Annotated in this window: 20 protein-coding genes; 14 read left to right on the forward strand and 6 right to left on the reverse strand. The window is 53.1% G+C overall.

The features are described 5' to 3' along the window. Nucleotides 1-96: 96 nt before the first annotated feature. Complete coding sequence (yjfN, locus tag M8370_RS16070; protein ID WP_013095298.1) at nt 97-384, reverse strand: DUF1471 family protease activator YjfN; 288 nt, start codon at nt 382-384, stop codon at nt 97-99. Nucleotides 385-520: 136 nt separating this feature from the next. Next, nucleotides 521-850 (reverse strand): biofilm peroxide resistance protein BsmA, encoded by a 330-nt coding sequence (bsmA, locus tag M8370_RS16075; RefSeq protein WP_250021371.1) that lies wholly within the window; start codon nt 848-850, stop codon nt 521-523. A 137-nt stretch (nt 851-987) separates the two neighbouring features. Between bsmA and yjfP the strand changes: the two genes are divergently transcribed. Then, nucleotides 988-1,710 carry an esterase gene (yjfP, locus tag M8370_RS16080; protein WP_250021373.1) on the forward strand — a complete coding sequence of 241 codons (723 nt, stop codon included), beginning with the start codon at nt 988-990 and terminating at the stop codon, nt 1,708-1,710. On the opposite strand, the gene ulaR is transcribed toward yjfP, so the two are convergent. Continuing rightward, nucleotides 1,707-2,462, reverse strand: coding sequence for an HTH-type transcriptional regulator UlaR (gene ulaR, locus M8370_RS16085; RefSeq protein WP_013095301.1), 756 nt, complete (start codon nt 2,460-2,462; stop codon nt 1,707-1,709). The two genes, yjfP and ulaR, sit on opposite strands and share 4 nt — an antisense overlap. 110 nt (nt 2,463-2,572) lie before the next feature. Continuing rightward, on the reverse strand, nt 2,573-3,637 hold the full coding sequence (gene ulaG / locus M8370_RS16090) for an L-ascorbate 6-phosphate lactonase (protein ID WP_010427455.1): 1,065 nt from the start codon (nt 3,635-3,637) through the stop codon (nt 2,573-2,575). Between the two features lie 359 nt (nt 3,638-3,996). On the opposite strand from ulaG, the gene ulaA reads away from it, so the two are divergent. Genes ulaA through M8370_RS16120 form a run of 6 tightly spaced genes read left to right on the forward strand, consistent with a single transcriptional unit; the run spans nt 3,997 to nt 8,405 of the window. After that, on the forward strand, nt 3,997-5,397 hold the full coding sequence (ulaA, locus tag M8370_RS16095) for a PTS ascorbate transporter subunit IIC (RefSeq protein WP_250021375.1): 1,401 nt from the start codon (nt 3,997-3,999) through the stop codon (nt 5,395-5,397). Nucleotides 5,398-5,409: 12 nt separating this feature from the next. Further along, nucleotides 5,410-5,715 carry a PTS ascorbate transporter subunit IIB gene (gene ulaB, locus M8370_RS16100; RefSeq protein WP_004109091.1) on the forward strand — a complete coding sequence of 102 codons (306 nt, stop codon included), beginning with the start codon at nt 5,410-5,412 and terminating at the stop codon, nt 5,713-5,715. Between the two features lie 9 nt (nt 5,716-5,724). Further along, entirely contained in the window at nt 5,725-6,192 is a 468-nt protein-coding gene (ulaC, locus tag M8370_RS16105; protein WP_013095304.1) for a PTS ascorbate transporter subunit IIA, read from the forward strand. Between the two features lie 13 nt (nt 6,193-6,205). Beyond that, nucleotides 6,206-6,856 (forward strand): 3-keto-L-gulonate-6-phosphate decarboxylase UlaD, encoded by a 651-nt coding sequence (ulaD, locus tag M8370_RS16110; RefSeq protein WP_013095305.1) that lies wholly within the window; start codon nt 6,206-6,208, stop codon nt 6,854-6,856. A gap of 9 nt (nt 6,857-6,865) precedes the next feature. After that, complete coding sequence (locus M8370_RS16115; RefSeq protein ID WP_250021377.1) at nt 6,866-7,726, forward strand: L-ribulose-5-phosphate 3-epimerase; 861 nt, start codon at nt 6,866-6,868, stop codon at nt 7,724-7,726. Beyond that, entirely contained in the window at nt 7,719-8,405 is a 687-nt protein-coding gene (locus tag M8370_RS16120) for an L-ribulose-5-phosphate 4-epimerase (RefSeq protein ID WP_013095307.1), read from the forward strand. The genes M8370_RS16115 and M8370_RS16120 overlap by 8 nt, the downstream gene beginning before the upstream one ends. Nucleotides 8,406-8,545: 140 nt before the next feature. Here M8370_RS16120 and yjfY read toward each other — a convergent pair whose 3' ends face one another. Further along, nucleotides 8,546-8,821, reverse strand: a complete 276-nt coding sequence (gene yjfY / locus M8370_RS16125; RefSeq protein ID WP_038418536.1) for a DUF1471 family protein YjfY — start codon at nt 8,819-8,821, stop codon at nt 8,546-8,548. Nucleotides 8,822-9,164: 343 nt separating this feature from the next. Between yjfY and rpsF the strand changes: the two genes are divergently transcribed. From rpsF to M8370_RS16150, 5 genes are all read left to right on the forward strand, one after another. Continuing rightward, nucleotides 9,165-9,560: a 30S ribosomal protein S6 gene (gene rpsF, locus M8370_RS16130; RefSeq protein WP_003856034.1), complete on the forward strand. Its 396-nt coding sequence runs from the start codon at nt 9,165-9,167 to the stop codon at nt 9,558-9,560. A 6-nt stretch (nt 9,561-9,566) separates the two neighbouring features. After that, nucleotides 9,567-9,881 (forward strand): primosomal replication protein N, encoded by a 315-nt coding sequence (gene priB / locus M8370_RS16135; RefSeq protein ID WP_008502895.1) that lies wholly within the window; start codon nt 9,567-9,569, stop codon nt 9,879-9,881. A 4-nt stretch (nt 9,882-9,885) separates the two neighbouring features. Then, nucleotides 9,886-10,113: a 30S ribosomal protein S18 gene (gene rpsR / locus M8370_RS16140; RefSeq protein WP_000135199.1), complete on the forward strand. Its 228-nt coding sequence runs from the start codon at nt 9,886-9,888 to the stop codon at nt 10,111-10,113. Between the two features lie 41 nt (nt 10,114-10,154). Continuing rightward, nucleotides 10,155-10,604: a 50S ribosomal protein L9 gene (rplI, locus tag M8370_RS16145; protein WP_008502894.1), complete on the forward strand. Its 450-nt coding sequence runs from the start codon at nt 10,155-10,157 to the stop codon at nt 10,602-10,604. Nucleotides 10,605-10,755: 151 nt separating this feature from the next. After that, a complete protein-coding gene (locus tag M8370_RS16150) occupies nt 10,756-11,685 on the forward strand; it encodes a DMT family transporter (RefSeq protein ID WP_013095309.1) in 930 nt (309 codons plus the stop codon). A 46-nt stretch (nt 11,686-11,731) separates the two neighbouring features. Here the strand turns inward: M8370_RS16150 and M8370_RS16155 are convergent, their stop codons facing one another. Continuing rightward, nucleotides 11,732-12,376, reverse strand: coding sequence for an OapA family protein (locus M8370_RS16155; RefSeq protein WP_029882394.1), 645 nt, complete (start codon nt 12,374-12,376; stop codon nt 11,732-11,734). 233 nt (nt 12,377-12,609) lie between these two features. On the opposite strand from M8370_RS16155, the gene bamJ reads away from it, so the two are divergent. Together bamJ and cycA are read left to right on the forward strand one after the other, a co-directional pair. Next, a complete protein-coding gene (bamJ, locus tag M8370_RS16160; protein ID WP_008502892.1) occupies nt 12,610-13,230 on the forward strand; it encodes a BamJ family beta-barrel-assembly machinery protein in 621 nt (206 codons plus the stop codon). 311 nt (nt 13,231-13,541) lie between these two features. Then, nucleotides 13,542-14,951, forward strand: a complete 1,410-nt coding sequence (cycA, locus tag M8370_RS16165; RefSeq protein WP_013095311.1) for a D-serine/D-alanine/glycine transporter — start codon at nt 13,542-13,544, stop codon at nt 14,949-14,951. Nucleotides 14,952-15,002 lie beyond the last annotated feature (51 nt).

The following is a 15,002-nucleotide window of genomic DNA, read 5'->3' on the forward strand; positions in this document are numbered from 1 at the left end:
AAATGTTATCAAATTGTTTTTAATGGGGTTGAAAGAAGATAAAAAATTTGCAAAAACGAAAAGCCACTAAAAATAAGTGGCTTTTATCGGAGGTGATTAGACGTAGAGAATAGCCTGTACGCGCCAATGATCGCTGCGGTTATCTTCCTGCATCTGAATAATTCGATACCAGGAAGCGCCCTGTTCATCGGCTTTTAGTGCCACGACACGTTCAACATCTTGCGGGCTCCCCGAAATGTTATTGACGGAGATCTGGCCAATTTCATTAAGGCCAGTGACGCAATCAGCACTGGCGAATTCTGCTGACTGTGCAGTCGTGCTCACAAGGCCTACTGAGAGCAACAGAGAGGTCAAAGCAAGAGTTCGTTTCATTGTCAGCTCCATTTCACATTTCTCCGGTATCCGCCGGGCACTCCTTCGCAAATAAACTCACTTCCATTGTCGCGGGCATGGAGTTTATTGTGGACAGGAAAATGTCTATGGACGCAAAGCAGTGTAAATGTCGTTCAAATGAAGATCGTTATTTACGGTACAAAATAGCCTGTGAATACCACTGTCCCGTAATGATGGTTTCATCGATCATAATGATGACGTAATAATCTGCTTTGGCGGCGGCAGCTTGCGCCTTTATTGACTCCTCTGCGTCATCCGGGGATCCGCGAACCAGCGCGGAGACGGTACCCATTCGTTGTAATCCTTCCGTCTGATTACGACGAATCTCCTGCGGATGGTTGGCGACCGGGGGAGCGGGTTGCGGTGTCCCCTGTAGTGCACTACAGCCACTGAGCAGAACCAGCAACAATAAAGTAGCAAACCTGCGCATAACCATATCTCGTTTCCTGATAGCCATAGTGTAGTTGTCTGCGAATTTAGTTTTGGGGGAATGTTCCCGAAGTGTTATCTGGTACGTATATTTCGAATGAAAATATCGTGAAAGCGTAATCCAGTTCTCAACATTATGAATCATTCATCAGCACAGGGTCGACAATGATTGAAATTGAAACTCGCCGCCTCGGCAATCATGAAATATTACACGCTATCCCTGCGGGAAAAAGTGCACACCCGCTGCCTGTTGTGATTTTTTATCACGGCTTTACTTCATCGAAGCTGGTTTACAGCTATTTTGCGGTGGCGCTGGCGCAGGCCGGTTTTCGGGTTGTGATGCCGGATGCACCCGATCACGGTGCACGTTTTACGGGTGATGAACAGGTGCGACTGGGGCAGTTCTGGCAGATTTTGCACGGTAGCCTGAGCGAATTTGCCGGGCTGCGCGATGCGCTTTACCAGGCGGGGCTGGTGGCGGATCAACGGCTGTCGGTGGCCGGCGCATCGATGGGGGGAATGACGGCGCTCGGGATCATGGCTCGTCATCCTGAGGTGACCTCTGTGGCGTGCCTGATGGGCTCGGGCTATTTTACGTCATTGTCAAAAACGCTGTTTCCACCGCAAGACGCGACGGAGATTGATGCGTTGCTGGCCGAATGGGAAGTGACCCGGGCGTTACCGCGTCTGGCCGATCGCCCGTTGCTGTTGTGGCATGGTGACGCGGATGATGTGGTGCCCCCTGGCGAAACCTTCCGTCTCCAGCAGGCACTACAGCGCGAAGGGCTGGACGGCAACCTGACCTGTCTGTGGGAAGCGGGAGTTCGCCACCGTATCACGCCAGCGGCGCTGGACGCGACGGTGGACTTTTTCCGCCAGCATCTTTAAACGCGCAGAATTTTGACGCCCTGATCTTCCAGCTTCTGCAGGATCTCTGGATTGGCATGTTTGCCGGTGATCACCATGTCAATCTGTTCGGCGCGGCTGAACAACATGCCAGCTCGCTCGCCGACTTTGCTGCTATCGACCAGTACGACGAGCTTGCCCACGACGTTAAGCATATTTTGCTCTGCCATCGCGGTTAACATGTCGGTTTTGTAGAGCCCGTCCGCGGTCAGGCCTTTGCCGCTGGTAAACATCCAGTGCCCGGCATAGAGGCTGTTTTCGCTATCCTGGGGACTGAGGGTAATGGACTGGCTCTTATTATACTGGCCGCCCATGATCACCACGCTTTCATGTTCCTGATCGATAAGATAGTTAGCCAGCGGCAGATAGTTGGTGATGATTTGCACCGGTTTACCGCACATCTCGCGGCCCAGCAGAAATGCCGTGGAGCCGCAGTTGATCACCACGCTCTCACCCGGGTTGACCAGCTGTGATGCGGCTCTGGCAATGCGCACTTTTTCATCGTGGTTTTGCGCCTGATGGATGTTCATCGGCGTCCAGCGGGGGCGCTGCTGGCTGATGGCTTCCGCGCCGTTACGGACTTTTTTCAGCTTACCGCTCTCATCCAGCTTGTTGATATCTCGTCGTGCCGTCGCGGGGGAAATCCCTAAACGTTCGATCACTTTCTCGACGGTGATAAACCCTGTTTGCGCCAGGAGTTCCAGTAATATTTGATGCCGTTGCGCTTCCGTCATGAGCTATTCCGATAAGAATTGATTTGAAAAGATGATATTTGAAATAGCGTGAAATTACTAAAATAAATATGAAATCGCCAGACGCAAGGTCTGGCGATGGGGTTTCACAATCAGAGGAATGACTTGAATGGCAGGTCTGGCTCAATGGTGAAGCAATCATCGAAACCGCGTGGGTAGTGATACTCGAGATTGTCTTTGTCCAGCGGCCAGGTGAACTTGCCGCCTACCTGCCAGATAAATGGCTTGAAGCCATACTTCAGACGGTCTTTTTTCATCTCCCACAATACGCGGATTTCCTGCGGATCGGCCTGGAAGTTTGACCAGATATCGTGGTGGAAAGGAATCACCACTTTGGTGTTCAGTGCTTCCGCCATGCGCAGCATATCGGCGCTAGTCATTTTGTCGGTGATGCCGCGTGGGTTCTCGCCGTAGGAGCCCAGCGCCACGTCAATCTGATGCTCGTTACCATGCTTCGCATAGTAGTTGGAGTAGTGAGAATCACCGCTGTGGTACAGGGAACCGCCGGGGGTTTTAAACAGATAGTTCACTGCTCGCTCATCCATGCCGTCTGGCAGGACGCCTGCGGCTTTCTGGTCAGCAGGCAGGGTGATCAGCGCGGTGCGGTCAAAGGCGTCCAGCGCATGGATTTCAATGTCTTTAATTTTCACCACGTCGCCTGGCTTCATGACGATGCAGCGCTCTTTCGGCACGCCCCAGCCAATCCAGAGATCCACGCAGGTCTGCGGCCCGATAAACGGCACGTCGTCCGCGCAGTTTTGCATCACCGCTGCCGCCACGTTTACATCGATGTGATCGTTATGATCGTGGGTGGAAAGGACGGCGTCGATCTGGCGAATGGCAAAAGGATCAAGAACAAACGGCGTGGTACGCAGGTTCGGCTGCAATTTTTCGACACCTGCCATGCGCTGCATCTGATGACCTTTTTTCATCAGCGGATTGCCGTGGCTCTGTTTGCCGGTACCGCACCAGAAATCAACGCAAATATTGGCGCCACCCTCGGATTTCAACCAGATGCCGGTGCAACCCAGCCACCACATTGCAAACGTACCAGGAGCAACCTGTTCCTGCTCAATCTCTTCATTCAGCCAACTGCCCCATTCCGGGAAGGTGCTCAGAATCCATGATTCACGGGTGATGGTGTTCACTTTACTCATCGTTTTGACTCCTGGTTTAATCAAAAGTAATCATTTGGTGATTTTTTGTGATTAATGCTGGCACTCTTTGAATCGGTTTGCAACGAGTAAATTGAGGAAATTTATCTTCGCCATGTCACATATAATCCATTTCTACGTTGTTGGAATATCCGCTATCAATGATTAATTGTATGAATTATAAGAAATAATTTATGCGTGAGAATCGGTAGTGAAAATCATTACTAACACCATGGAAATAATTTGCGTGATACGTCACAAATAATCAAATGCAATCTTGTGGTGATTATTTGTGATTAATAGAGTGATGGCACCAACCGAACAGGGATTACCCCCTCGTGTTCTCATTTCTGGAGAGAGTTATGGAGATCCTCTACAACGTCTTTACCGTGTTCTTTAATCAGGTAATGACTAACGCCCCGCTTTTGCTGGGTATCGTGACGTGCCTGGGCTACATCCTTCTGCGCAAAAGCGTCAGCGTCATCATCAAAGGCACAATCAAAACCATCATCGGTTTCATGCTGCTGCAGGCGGGTTCAGGCATTCTGACCAGCACCTTTAAGCCTGTGGTTGCGAAGATGTCGGAGGTGTATGGCATCAACGGCGCCATCTCTGACACCTACGCGTCGATGATGGCCACCATTGACCGCATGGGAGATGCTTACAGTTGGGTGGGTTACGCGGTACTGCTCGCGCTGGCGTTGAACATCATTTACGTTCTGCTGCGCCGCATTACCGGCATCCGCACCATCATGCTGACTGGCCACATTATGTTCCAGCAGGCCGGGCTGATTGCGGTGTCTCTCTATATCTTCGGCTACCCCATGTGGACCACGATTATCTGCACCGCCGTGCTGGTATCGCTCTACTGGGGTATCACCTCCAACATGATGTACAAGCCGACGCAGGAGGTCACCGACGGCTGCGGTTTCTCCATCGGCCATCAGCAGCAATTCGCCGCCTGGCTCGCTTACAAGGTCGCACCGTACCTGGGTAAAAAAGAGGACAGCGTAGAAGATCTCAAGCTGCCGGGCTGGCTGAATATCTTCCACGACAACATCGTCTCAACCGCCATTGTGATGACCATCTTCTTCGGCGCCATTCTGCTCTCCTTCGGGATTGATGTAGTACAGGCGATGGCGGGGAAAACGCACTGGACGGTTTATATCCTGCAGACCGGTTTCTCCTTCGCGGTAGCCATTTTCATCATTACCCAGGGCGTCCGTATGTTTGTTGCCGAACTGTCTGAAGCCTTTAATGGGATCTCCCAACGCCTGATTCCTGGTGCGGTGCTGGCCATTGACTGTGCGGCTATCTACAGCTTTGCGCCAAACGCGGTGGTCTGGGGCTTCATGTGGGGCACCATCGGCCAGCTGATTGCGGTAGGCATTCTGGTCGGCTGCGGCTCATCCATTCTGATTATTCCTGGCTTTATCCCAATGTTCTTCTCCAACGCCACCATTGGCGTCTTTGCTAACCACTTTGGCGGCTGGCGCGCGGCGCTCAAGATCTGTCTGGTGATGGGCATGGTGGAGATCTTCGGTTGCGTGTGGGCGGTCAAGCTCACCGGCATGAGCGCCTGGATGGGCATGGCGGACTGGTCAATCCTGGCACCGCCAATGATGCAGGGTTTTGCGTCCGTCGGGCTGGTCTTTATGGCCGTCATCATCCTGATTGCTCTGGCTTATATGTTCTTCGCTGGCCGTTCTCTGCGAGCTGAAGAAGATGCGGAAAAACAAACAGCAGAAGTTTCTGCTTACTAAGGAGTTTCGATTATGACCGTACGTATCCTGGCTGTGTGTGGCAATGGGCAAGGTAGCTCCATGATCATGAAGATGAAAGTGGACCAGTTTTTAACCCAGTCAAACATTGACCACACGGTGAACAGCTGCGCGGTGGGTGAATACAAAAGTGAACTGAACGGCGCCGATATCATCATCGCGTCTACCCATATCGCCGGTGAAATTAGCGTTTCTGGCAACAAATATGTCGTGGGGGTACGCAACATGCTCTCCCCTGCGGATTTCGGCCCAAAACTGCTGGAAGTGATCAAAGCGCACTTCCCCCAGGACGTGAAGTAAGGACGCCACATGAAACTACGTGATTCGCTGGCAGAGAATAACTCCATCCTTTTACAGGCCGAGGCCAGCACCTGGCAGGAGGCGGTCAAGCTGAGCGTGGACCTGCTGGTTAAGGCTGATGTTGTCGAACCGCGGTATTACCAGGCCATTCTTGATGGTGTGGCGCAGCATGGTCCTTATTTTGTCATCGCGCCAGGCCTTGCAATGCCGCACGGTCGCCCGGAAGAGGGCGTGAAGAAAACCGGCTTCGCGCTGGTAACGCTGAAAACGCCTTTGGTGTTTAACCATGAAGATAACGACCCGGTCGACATTCTGATCACCATGGCGGCCGTCGATGCCAATACCCATCAGGAGGTTGGCATCATGCAGATCGTTAACCTGTTTGATGACGAAGCGAATTTTGATCGTTTACGCGCCTGCCGCACTGAGCAGGAAGTGCTGGATTTAATTGATAACGCCACAGCGGCGGCAGTTTAAGAAGGAATTGAAAATGTCATTACCAATGTTGCAGGTCGCGCTGGATAACCAGACTCTGTCCGATGCGTATGAAACCACCCGCTTGATTGCGGAAGAGGTGGATATTATTGAAGTTGGCACCATTCTGTGCGTAGGCGAAGGCGTGCGCGCCGTTCGCGATCTGAAAGCGCTCTACCCGCATAAAATCGTGCTGGCCGATGCCAAGATTGCCGATGCAGGCAAAATTCTCTCCCGCATGTGTTTTGAAGCCAATGCCGACTGGGTCACTGTGATCTGCTGTGCAGATATCAACACCGCGAAAGGCGCGCTGGATGTGGCGAAAGAGTTCAACGGCGATGTGCAGATTGAACTGACCGGTTTCTGGACCTGGGAACAGGCCCAGGCGTGGCGCGATGCTGGCATTCAGCAGGTCGTTTATCACCGCAGCCGTGATGCGCAGGCCGCCGGCGTGGCGTGGGGAGACGCGGATATCAGCGCCATTAAACGTCTTGCTGACATGGGCTTTAAAGTGACCGTTACCGGTGGCCTGGCACTGGAAGATCTGCCGCTGTTTAAAGGTATCCCTATTCACGTCTTTATCGCGGGTCGCAGCATTCGTGATGCCGCGTCTCCGGTGGAAGCGGCACGTCAGTTCAAACGTTCAATCGCTCAGCTTTGGGGCTAAGGAGCGGGTATGTTGTCTAAACAGGTCCCGCTTGGCATCTATGAAAAGGCACTCCCCGCGGGGGAGTGCTGGCTGGAGCGGCTGAAACTGGCGAAACAGTTGGGCTTCGATTTTGTCGAAATGTCCGTGGATGAGACCGATGAACGTCTTTCTCGCCTCGACTGGAGCCAGGAGCTGCGTCTGGCGCTGGTGAGTGCGGTCGCCGAAACGGGCGTACGCGTGCCGTCTATGTGCCTCAGTGCCCACCGTCGTTTTCCGCTTGGCAGTGAAGATGATACGGTGCGCGCGCAGGGGCTGGAGATCATGCGTAAAGCCATTCGTTTTGCGCAGGATGTGGGTATTCGCGTGATACAGCTTGCCGGGTATGACGTTTACTATCAGGAAGCCAATGACGAAACGCGTCGTCGTTTTCGTGATGGCCTGAAAGAGAGCGTTGAAATGGCTAGCCGCGCGCAGGTGACGCTGGCGATGGAGATCATGGACTATCCGTTAATGAACTCGATCAGCAAGGCGTTGGGCTACGCACATTACCTGAACAATCCGTGGTTCCAGCTCTATCCTGATATCGGCAACCTGTCGGCGTGGGATAACGACGTACAAATGGAACTGCTGGCGGGGATGGGCCATATCGTCGCGGTTCATGTCAAAGATACGCGTCCTGGGGTATTCAAAAACGTTCCGTTCGGCACCGGGGTGGTGGATTTCGAACGGTGCTTCCAGACGCTCAAACAGGCGGGGTATTGCGGACCTTACCTGATTGAGATGTGGAGCGAAACGTCAGATGACCCGGCAGGTGAAGTGACTAATGCTCGCGACTGGGTACGGGAACGTATGGCACGGGCCGGCTTACTGGAGGCTGAATATGCTTAAGCTTAAGCAGCAGGTCTTTGACGCTAATATGGATCTCCCTCGCTATGGGCTGGTGACCTTCACCTGGGGAAACGTCAGTGCTATCGACCGAGAGCAGGGACTCGTGGTGATTAAGCCTAGCGGCGTGGCATATGACGCCATGAGCCCTGACGATATGGTGGTGGTTGATCTTGAGGGTAACGTTGTCGACGGCAAATGGCGCCCTTCTTCAGATACAGCCACCCATCTGGCGCTCTACCGGCGTTACCCTTCTCTTGGCGGCGTAGTTCATACGCACTCTACGCATGCCACAGCCTGGGCGCAGGCGGGGCGGGCCATTCCGGCTCTTGGAACCACGCATGCGGACTACTTCTTTGGTGACATTCCGTGCACGCGGGCACTCACGCAGACAGAAGTGGAAGGCGAGTATGAGCTCAACACCGGCAACGTCATTATCGAAACGCTGGGTGAGAGCGAACCGCTGCATACGCCGGGCATTGTGGTCTATCAGCACGGTCCGTTCGCCTGGGGAAAAGATGCGCATGACGCTGTCCATAACGCGGTAGTCATGGAGGAGGTGGCACGCATGGCGTGGATCGCTCGCGGCATCAACCCACAGCTTCAGGGCATTGATGATTACCTGATGAACAAGCATTTCATGCGCAAGCACGGTCCAAACGCCTATTACGGGCAGAAGTGAATAAGTGCTCTGGAATACCGAAAACAGTTGTAACCGGTGGTATTTCAGAGCCATTCATAAAAAAAAGCCCCCGGGCAGGGGGCAAGTAAAACGATGGCTATATTCTTTTTGTTGGCTTTCCTGGTGCTAGCGTCAAAGCGTTATCGGTAAATATCTGCACTGGCGTGCATGTTGCCATTGCTGCCGGGCTCACGCATCAGAATGACATGGTAGTAATTTGCCCCCTGAGCATCGGTTTCTTTATTAAGCGCCTGATCTGCTTCGCTCTCTGTGGCGAAATGGTGATTGATGTAAATAACGCCTAAGCTCTGCACATCATCCATGTTTCTGGCCTGTCGGCCGTCTATCTTGATGGCTGCCATCGCGTTTGCACTGAGCAAAAGCGCAGCCATTACGGCAATTGCGATTTTTTTCATGATATGCGCTCCACGACTGCGTGCTGTGAGACGGTTGTTTGCTCCCCTCCGGTATTTATATGGTCTCTGATTAAAGTGTAATCACTTATCCGGCGAGGATGCGTGACCATTTCTGATGCAGTTGTTCAAAAAAACAACGCTTCCTGATGTGGTTAATTTTAAATCACCCACTTAGACCAGCTTTGCGGTTTGTGCGAATTATTTGTGCAATCAGCTTGAGTTTCCTGGGGGGCGCAAGTATTATGACGCGTCAATTTTTCAGCCGACCTTTAACACGTTCCTTGCCTCCCCGGGCCTCGGCTGACCCAGACAGGAGGCTGAATAATCCGTAAGGAGCAATTCGATGCGTCATTACGAAATCGTTTTTATGGTCCATCCTGACCAGAGCGAACAGGTTCCGGGTATGATCGAGCGTTACTCTGCTGCCATCACTGGTGCAGAAGGTACGATCCACCGTCTGGAAGACTGGGGCCGCCGTCAGCTGGCTTACCCGATCAACAAACTGCACAAAGCACACTACGTTCTGATGAACGTTGAAGCTCCGCAGGAAGTGATCGATGAGCTGGAAACTACCTTCCGCTTCAACGATGCCGTTATCCGCAGCATGGTTATGCGTACCAAACACGCAGTTACCGAAGCATCTCCGATGGTTAAAGCGAAAGACGAGCGCCGTGAGCGTCGCGATGATTTCGCAAACGAAACCGCAGATGATTCTGATGCTGGGGATTCTGAAGAGTAATTTCTGATGACCAACCGTCTGGCGTTGTCCGGCATCGTATGCAGGGCTCCCCTTCGAAAGGTCAGTCCATCAGGAATTCCGCATTGCCAGTTCGTGCTTGAGCATCGTTCTGTGCAAGAGGAAGCCGGGTTTCACCGGCAGGCGTGGTGCCAAATGCCCGTTATCATTAGCGGACACGAAAACCAGGCCATTACTCACAGTTTAACGGTCGGTAGTGCAGTAATCGTTCAGGGGTTCATCTCTTGCCACAAGGCAAAGAACGGTCTGAGCAAAATGGTTCTGCATGCCGAGCAGATTGATTTGATAGATTCTGGAGACTAGCCATATGGCACGTTATTTCCGTCGTCGCAAGTTCTGCCGTTTCACCGCGGAAGGCGTTCAAGAGATCGACTATAAAGATATCGCAACGCTGAAAAACTACATCACCGAAAGCGGTAAGATTGTCCCAAGCCGTATCACCGGTACTCGTGCAAAATACCAGCGTCAGCTGGCTCGCGCTATCAAACGCGCTCGCTACCTGTCTCTGCTGCCGTACACTGATCGTCATCAGTAATCGGGCACGGTCCATTAATACGACTTTAAGAGGATAAGGTAATGCAAGTTATTCTGCTTGATAAAGTAGCAAACCTGGGCAGCCTGGGTGATCAGGTAAACGTTAAAGCGGGCTACGCTCGTAACTTCCTGGTTCCACAGGGCAAAGCTGTTCCTGCTACCAAGAAAAACGTAGAGTTTTTCGAAGCACGTCGTGCTGAACTGGAAGCCAAACTGGCTGACGTTCTGGCGGCTGCTAACGCTCGCGCTGAAGCAATCAACGCACTGGGCACTGTTACCATCGCTTCCAAAGCTGGCGACGAAGGTAAACTGTTCGGTTCCATCGGTACCCGCGATATCGCTGATGCAGTTTCTGCAGCAGGCGTTAAAGTGGCTAAGAGCGAAGTTCGTCTGCCGAACGGCGTTCTGCGTACCACTGGTGAGCACGAAGTTGACTTCCAGGTTCACAGCGAAGTGTTCGCTAAACTGGTTGTTAACGTTGTAGCTGAGTAATTTTTTACTCTGCTCGCGTCGAAGCGCCGGCCTTGTGCCGGCGTTTTGCTTTTTAAAGCCCGACGAACCTCTCTTTTAGCTTGTATGGTCGCGATTCCTGACGCATTCTCTGATAATAAAATGAAACGCAATTTTATCTTTGAGATTTGCCATGGAAACCGCTCTGTCTACGCCTGTCTTTGCCCGTCGCAATGTGGCTTACGCCTGCGCCACACTCTGCTGTCTGCTCTGGGGTAGCTCTTACCCGGCCATTAAAAGTGGCTATGAACTCTTTCAGATCGCAACCGATGATATCCCGTCAAAAGTCGTCTTTGCCGGATACCGTTTTCTGTTTGCCGGAGCACTGCTGCTGCTGTTTGCGCTGGCACAGCGTAAACCCATCGCCAGGCTCACGCCCACGCAGTTTGGCCAGCTTACGATCCTGGGACTGACGCAGACCACCATTCAGTACACCTTCTTTTATATCGGGCTGGCATACACCACGGGCGTTAATGGCTCGATCATGAACGCCACCGGCACCTTCTTCAGCGTACTGCTGGCGCATTTTATCTACCACAACGACAAGCTCAGCTATAACAAAACGCTGGGCTGTATTCTGGGGTTTGCCGGGGTGATGCTGGTGAATTTCCACAGTGGTATTCGTGATTTCCGCTTTGTCTGGAATGGTGACGGGTTTGTGGTGCTGGCGGCGTTCATCCTCTCCGCCGCCACGCTTTACGGCAAACGGATTTCCCAGACGGTTGATCCCACGGTGATGACCGGCTGGCAGCTAGGCATTGGTGGTCTTGCGCTGGTGGCAGGGGGATATGCAACGGGCGGGACGCTGGAGGTGCATAGCCTTACCGCGGTGGCGGTATTAGGGTATCTGACGTTGCTCTCATCCGTCGCCTTCGCCCTGTGGAGCGCGCTACTGAAAGTGAACCGCGTCAGTATGATTGCCCCGTTCAACTTTGTGATTCCCGTCGCCGGGACGGTACTGTCCGCTATTTTCCTTGGCGAAAACATCCTTGAGATTAAATACGCGATTGCGCTGGTGCTGGTCTGCTCGGGGATCTGGTGGGTGAATAAACGGAGTGCCTGAGAACAAAAGTGCCGGGTGGCGGCTTCGCCTTACCCGGCCTACGCCATTACCGTGCTCTGATAAAACTGCCGTCTGGCTGGCGGGTAAACAGCACCTGTTGGCCATTACCCGTATCAATCGTTAGCCCGGTGACCACGCCGCTGGCATTCTGGCGGATCTGCACCATCTGGCCGTTCTGCAGGTTACTGAGCGGCTTACCCGCACCTTCTACCTGAGCCATCGCATAGACATCGGTTGGCGGCAGGTTATGGTCGCGGAACAGCTGAGCAAGCGTTTTGCCCGCCTCCACGCGGTAGGAACGCCATTGCTGCTCAATGCCGGTTGGCTGCTGCGTCTGGGGTTCAGATGGGGCTGCGGCCTGCTCCTGCGGCTGTTCTTCCTGAATAGGCTCTGGCTCAACCGGTGCAACCTGTCCCGGATCGTTAGACGGCGTCACAAGCTGTGTCTGCATGGGTTGCGTGTCAGGCTGCGGGCGCGTTTGCGACTGAAGATCCAGTTGCGCATTGCGGGTGACCGGTGCGGTGTCGACATTATCGCCGCCAGAAGGGAGCAGGAAACCGACGATCACCAGCAGCGCGCCTATGATAATCCCTCTGCGATGCAGAGGAGGTAGCGGGTCCATAATGCGAAAATTGTCCGGCGCATGCCAGATTTTCGCCAGGGTAGGTTTCAGTTCAAATCGCCCGGGCATGGCTCTCCTCCTGCTCCGCGTCTTTTTTATCCTGTGCTCCGAAGTATAGTTCGCTAACTGCCTGAACGGCGTAGCAAACCCGACATCCGTGACATCCATTCGGGATTAATCCTGGTTACCTCTATTGTTTCTGTTTCGTCGCAGTTTGTCACCTTAACTTCAGACAAAGTTTTACCCATAAGGGCATGGCTGCTATGCTGCCCGCTACTTTAAATGTGATGGAAGGAAAACCCATGACCACCCCGACTTTTGACACTATCGAAGCGCAGGCAAGTTACGGTATCGGCTTGCAGGTAGGACAGCAACTGAGCGAATCCGGCCTGGAAGGTCTGTTACCAGAAGCGCTGGTGGCGGGTATCGCTGACGCGCTGGAAGGCAAACAGCCAGCCGTTCCGGTTGATGTTGTGCACCGTGCGCTGCGTGAAATCCACGAACGTGCGGACGCTGTGCGTCGCGCGCGCTTCGAAGAGATGGCGGCAGAAGGCGTGAAATATCTGGAAGAGAACCGTGAGCGTGAAGGCGTGAACAGCACCGAGTCTGGCCTGCAGTTCCGCGTGATCAACCAGGGCGACGGCGCTATCCCGGCACGCACTGACCACGTTCGCGTACACTACACCGGTAAGCTGATCGACGGTACCGTGTTCGACAGCTCTGTTGCACGCGGCGAACCGGCTGAATTCCCGGTTAACGGCGTTATCGCAGGCTGGATTGAGGCTCTGACCCTGATGCCAGTCGGCTCCAAATGGGAACTGACTATCCCACACAACCTGGCGTACGGTGAGCGTGGCGCTGGTGCGTCCATCCCACCATTTAGCACCCTGGTGTTTGAAGTCGAGCTGCTGGAAATCCTGTAATCGGCTTTTCTTATTTCCTCTCTCCGTCCGGGGAGAGGAAAATAGTGTTAAAACCTATAGTTACGTCGGAATCAATATTTTATCTTGCAAACGAAACTGTTGCGTGTATTTTTGTGAGCTGTTACGCGCTGTATGAGTGATATGACACTCACTTCCAACATATTATTAACATAATATCTAAATCATAGTATTCATCCCGCCGATTCTTACCTAATATCGATAAACCCTTACAAAGGGACCGTCATTTATTTGACGTTTTTAAAGGCCAGAAGAGCCTTAACAACACAGACAGGCATAAACAGGAAAATTACATGGTAGATCAGGTCAAAGTCGCCGCGACAGAAGAGGCGACGTCTGAACAGTCGCTACGGCGCAATCTCACAAACCGTCATATTCAGCTTATCGCCATCGGGGGTGCCATCGGTACCGGGCTGTTTATGGGCTCAGGCAAAACCATCAGTCTTGCCGGGCCGTCGATCATTTTTGTTTATATGATCATCGGTTTTATGCTCTTTTTTGTGATGCGTGCAATGGGTGAATTGCTGCTCTCCAACCTCGAATACAAATCTTTCAGCGATTTTGCTTCCGACCTGCTCGGTCCCTGGGCGGGTTATTTCACCGGCTGGACCTACTGGTTCTGCTGGGTCGTGACCGGCATGGCGGATGTCGTCGCCATTACTGCCTATGCGCAGTTCTGGTTCCCGGGGCTGTCGGACTGGGTCGCTTCGCTGGCGGTGATTGTTCTGCTGCTGAGCCTCAACCTCGCCACCGTTAAGATGTTCGGTGAGATGGAGTTCTGGTTCGCGATGATCAAGATTGTCGCTATTGTGGCGCTGATTGTGGTGGGCCTGGTAATGGTGCTGACGCACTTCCAGTCGCCAACCGGCGTGCAGGCTTCGTTTACCCATCTGTGGAATGACGGCGGCTGGTTCCCGAAAGGCATCAGCGGCTTCTTTGCCGGCTTCCAGATTGCGGTATTTGCCTTTGTGGGGATTGAACTTGTCGGAACCACCGCTGCGGAAACCAAAGACCCTGAAAAATCCCTGCCGCGTGCAATCAACTCCATTCCGGTTCGTATCATCATGTTCTACGTCTTTGCGTTGATCATTATTATGTCCGTGACGCCGTGGAGCTCGGTTGTGCCAAGCAAGAGCCCATTCGTTGAACTGTTCGTGCTGGTGGGACTGCCTGCGGCAGCGAGCCTGATTAACTTCGTGGTGCTGACATCTGCAGCGTCATCGGCGAACAGCGGTGTGTTCTCAACCAGCCGCATGCTGTTTGGCCTGGCGCAGGAAGGCGTTGCGCCGAGCGCGTTCGCGAAGCTCTCTAAGCGTGCTGTTCCGGCGAAAGGGCTGACGTTCTCCTGCATGTGCCTGTTGGGTGGGGTGGTAATGCTCTACGTGAACCCGAGCGTTATCGGTGCGTTCACCATGATCACCACCGTTTCGGCGATCCTGTTTATGTTCGTCTGGACGATCATCCTTTGTTCGTACCTGGTGTATCGTAAACAGCGTCCGCATCTGCATGAGAAATCGATCTATAAGATGCCGCTGGGCAAGCTGATGTGCTGGGTGTGCATGGCGTTCTTCGCGTTCGTTCTGGTTCTGCTGACGCTGGAAGATGACACCCGTCAGGCGCTGATCGTCACGCCGCTGTGGTTCATTGCCCTGGGATTGGGCTGGCTGTTCATTGGTAAGAAACGAATGGCAGGCGTAAGGTAAAAGCAAAACGGCAACTTCGGTTGCCGTTTTTAGTTTTTGCACCCTCTCCCC

Origin of the sequence: Enterobacter cloacae complex sp. OE43NF (genome assembly GCF_023544405.1) — a bacterium.
GTDB lineage: Bacteria > Pseudomonadota > Gammaproteobacteria > Enterobacterales > Enterobacteriaceae > Enterobacter > Enterobacter cloacae.

Excerpts from the sequence above, each read along its gene's own strand:
- ulaB (WP_004109091.1), top strand. The coding sequence starts at position 5,410 with ATGACCGTACGTATCCTGGCTGTGTGTGGCAATGGGCAAGGTAGCTCC.
- bsmA (WP_250021371.1), bottom strand. The coding sequence starts at position 850 with ATGGCTATCAGGAAACGAGATATGGTTATGCGCAGGTTTGCTACTTTA.
- bamJ (WP_008502892.1), top strand. The coding sequence starts at position 12,610 with ATGACCACCCCGACTTTTGACACTATCGAAGCGCAGGCAAGTTACGGT.
- yjfP (WP_250021373.1), top strand. The coding sequence starts at position 988 with ATGATTGAAATTGAAACTCGCCGCCTCGGCAATCATGAAATATTACAC.
- ulaA (WP_250021375.1), top strand. The coding sequence starts at position 3,997 with ATGGAGATCCTCTACAACGTCTTTACCGTGTTCTTTAATCAGGTAATG.
- M8370_RS16150 (WP_013095309.1), top strand. The coding sequence starts at position 10,756 with ATGGAAACCGCTCTGTCTACGCCTGTCTTTGCCCGTCGCAATGTGGCT.
- ulaC (WP_013095304.1), top strand. The coding sequence starts at position 5,725 with ATGAAACTACGTGATTCGCTGGCAGAGAATAACTCCATCCTTTTACAG.
- rpsR (WP_000135199.1), top strand. The coding sequence starts at position 9,886 with ATGGCACGTTATTTCCGTCGTCGCAAGTTCTGCCGTTTCACCGCGGAA.
- ulaD (WP_013095305.1), top strand. The coding sequence starts at position 6,206 with ATGTCATTACCAATGTTGCAGGTCGCGCTGGATAACCAGACTCTGTCC.
- M8370_RS16115 (WP_250021377.1), top strand. The coding sequence starts at position 6,866 with ATGTTGTCTAAACAGGTCCCGCTTGGCATCTATGAAAAGGCACTCCCC.
- cycA (WP_013095311.1), top strand. The coding sequence starts at position 13,542 with ATGGTAGATCAGGTCAAAGTCGCCGCGACAGAAGAGGCGACGTCTGAA.
- yjfN (WP_013095298.1), bottom strand. The coding sequence starts at position 384 with ATGGAGCTGACAATGAAACGAACTCTTGCTTTGACCTCTCTGTTGCTC.
- ulaR (WP_013095301.1), bottom strand. The coding sequence starts at position 2,462 with ATGACGGAAGCGCAACGGCATCAAATATTACTGGAACTCCTGGCGCAA.
- ulaG (WP_010427455.1), bottom strand. The coding sequence starts at position 3,637 with ATGAGTAAAGTGAACACCATCACCCGTGAATCATGGATTCTGAGCACC.
- M8370_RS16155 (WP_029882394.1), bottom strand. The coding sequence starts at position 12,376 with ATGCCCGGGCGATTTGAACTGAAACCTACCCTGGCGAAAATCTGGCAT.
- priB (WP_008502895.1), top strand. The coding sequence starts at position 9,567 with ATGACCAACCGTCTGGCGTTGTCCGGCATCGTATGCAGGGCTCCCCTT.
- rplI (WP_008502894.1), top strand. The coding sequence starts at position 10,155 with ATGCAAGTTATTCTGCTTGATAAAGTAGCAAACCTGGGCAGCCTGGGT.
- M8370_RS16120 (WP_013095307.1), top strand. The coding sequence starts at position 7,719 with ATGCTTAAGCTTAAGCAGCAGGTCTTTGACGCTAATATGGATCTCCCT.
- rpsF (WP_003856034.1), top strand. The coding sequence starts at position 9,165 with ATGCGTCATTACGAAATCGTTTTTATGGTCCATCCTGACCAGAGCGAA.
- yjfY (WP_038418536.1), bottom strand. The coding sequence starts at position 8,821 with ATGAAAAAAATCGCAATTGCCGTAATGGCTGCGCTTTTGCTCAGTGCA.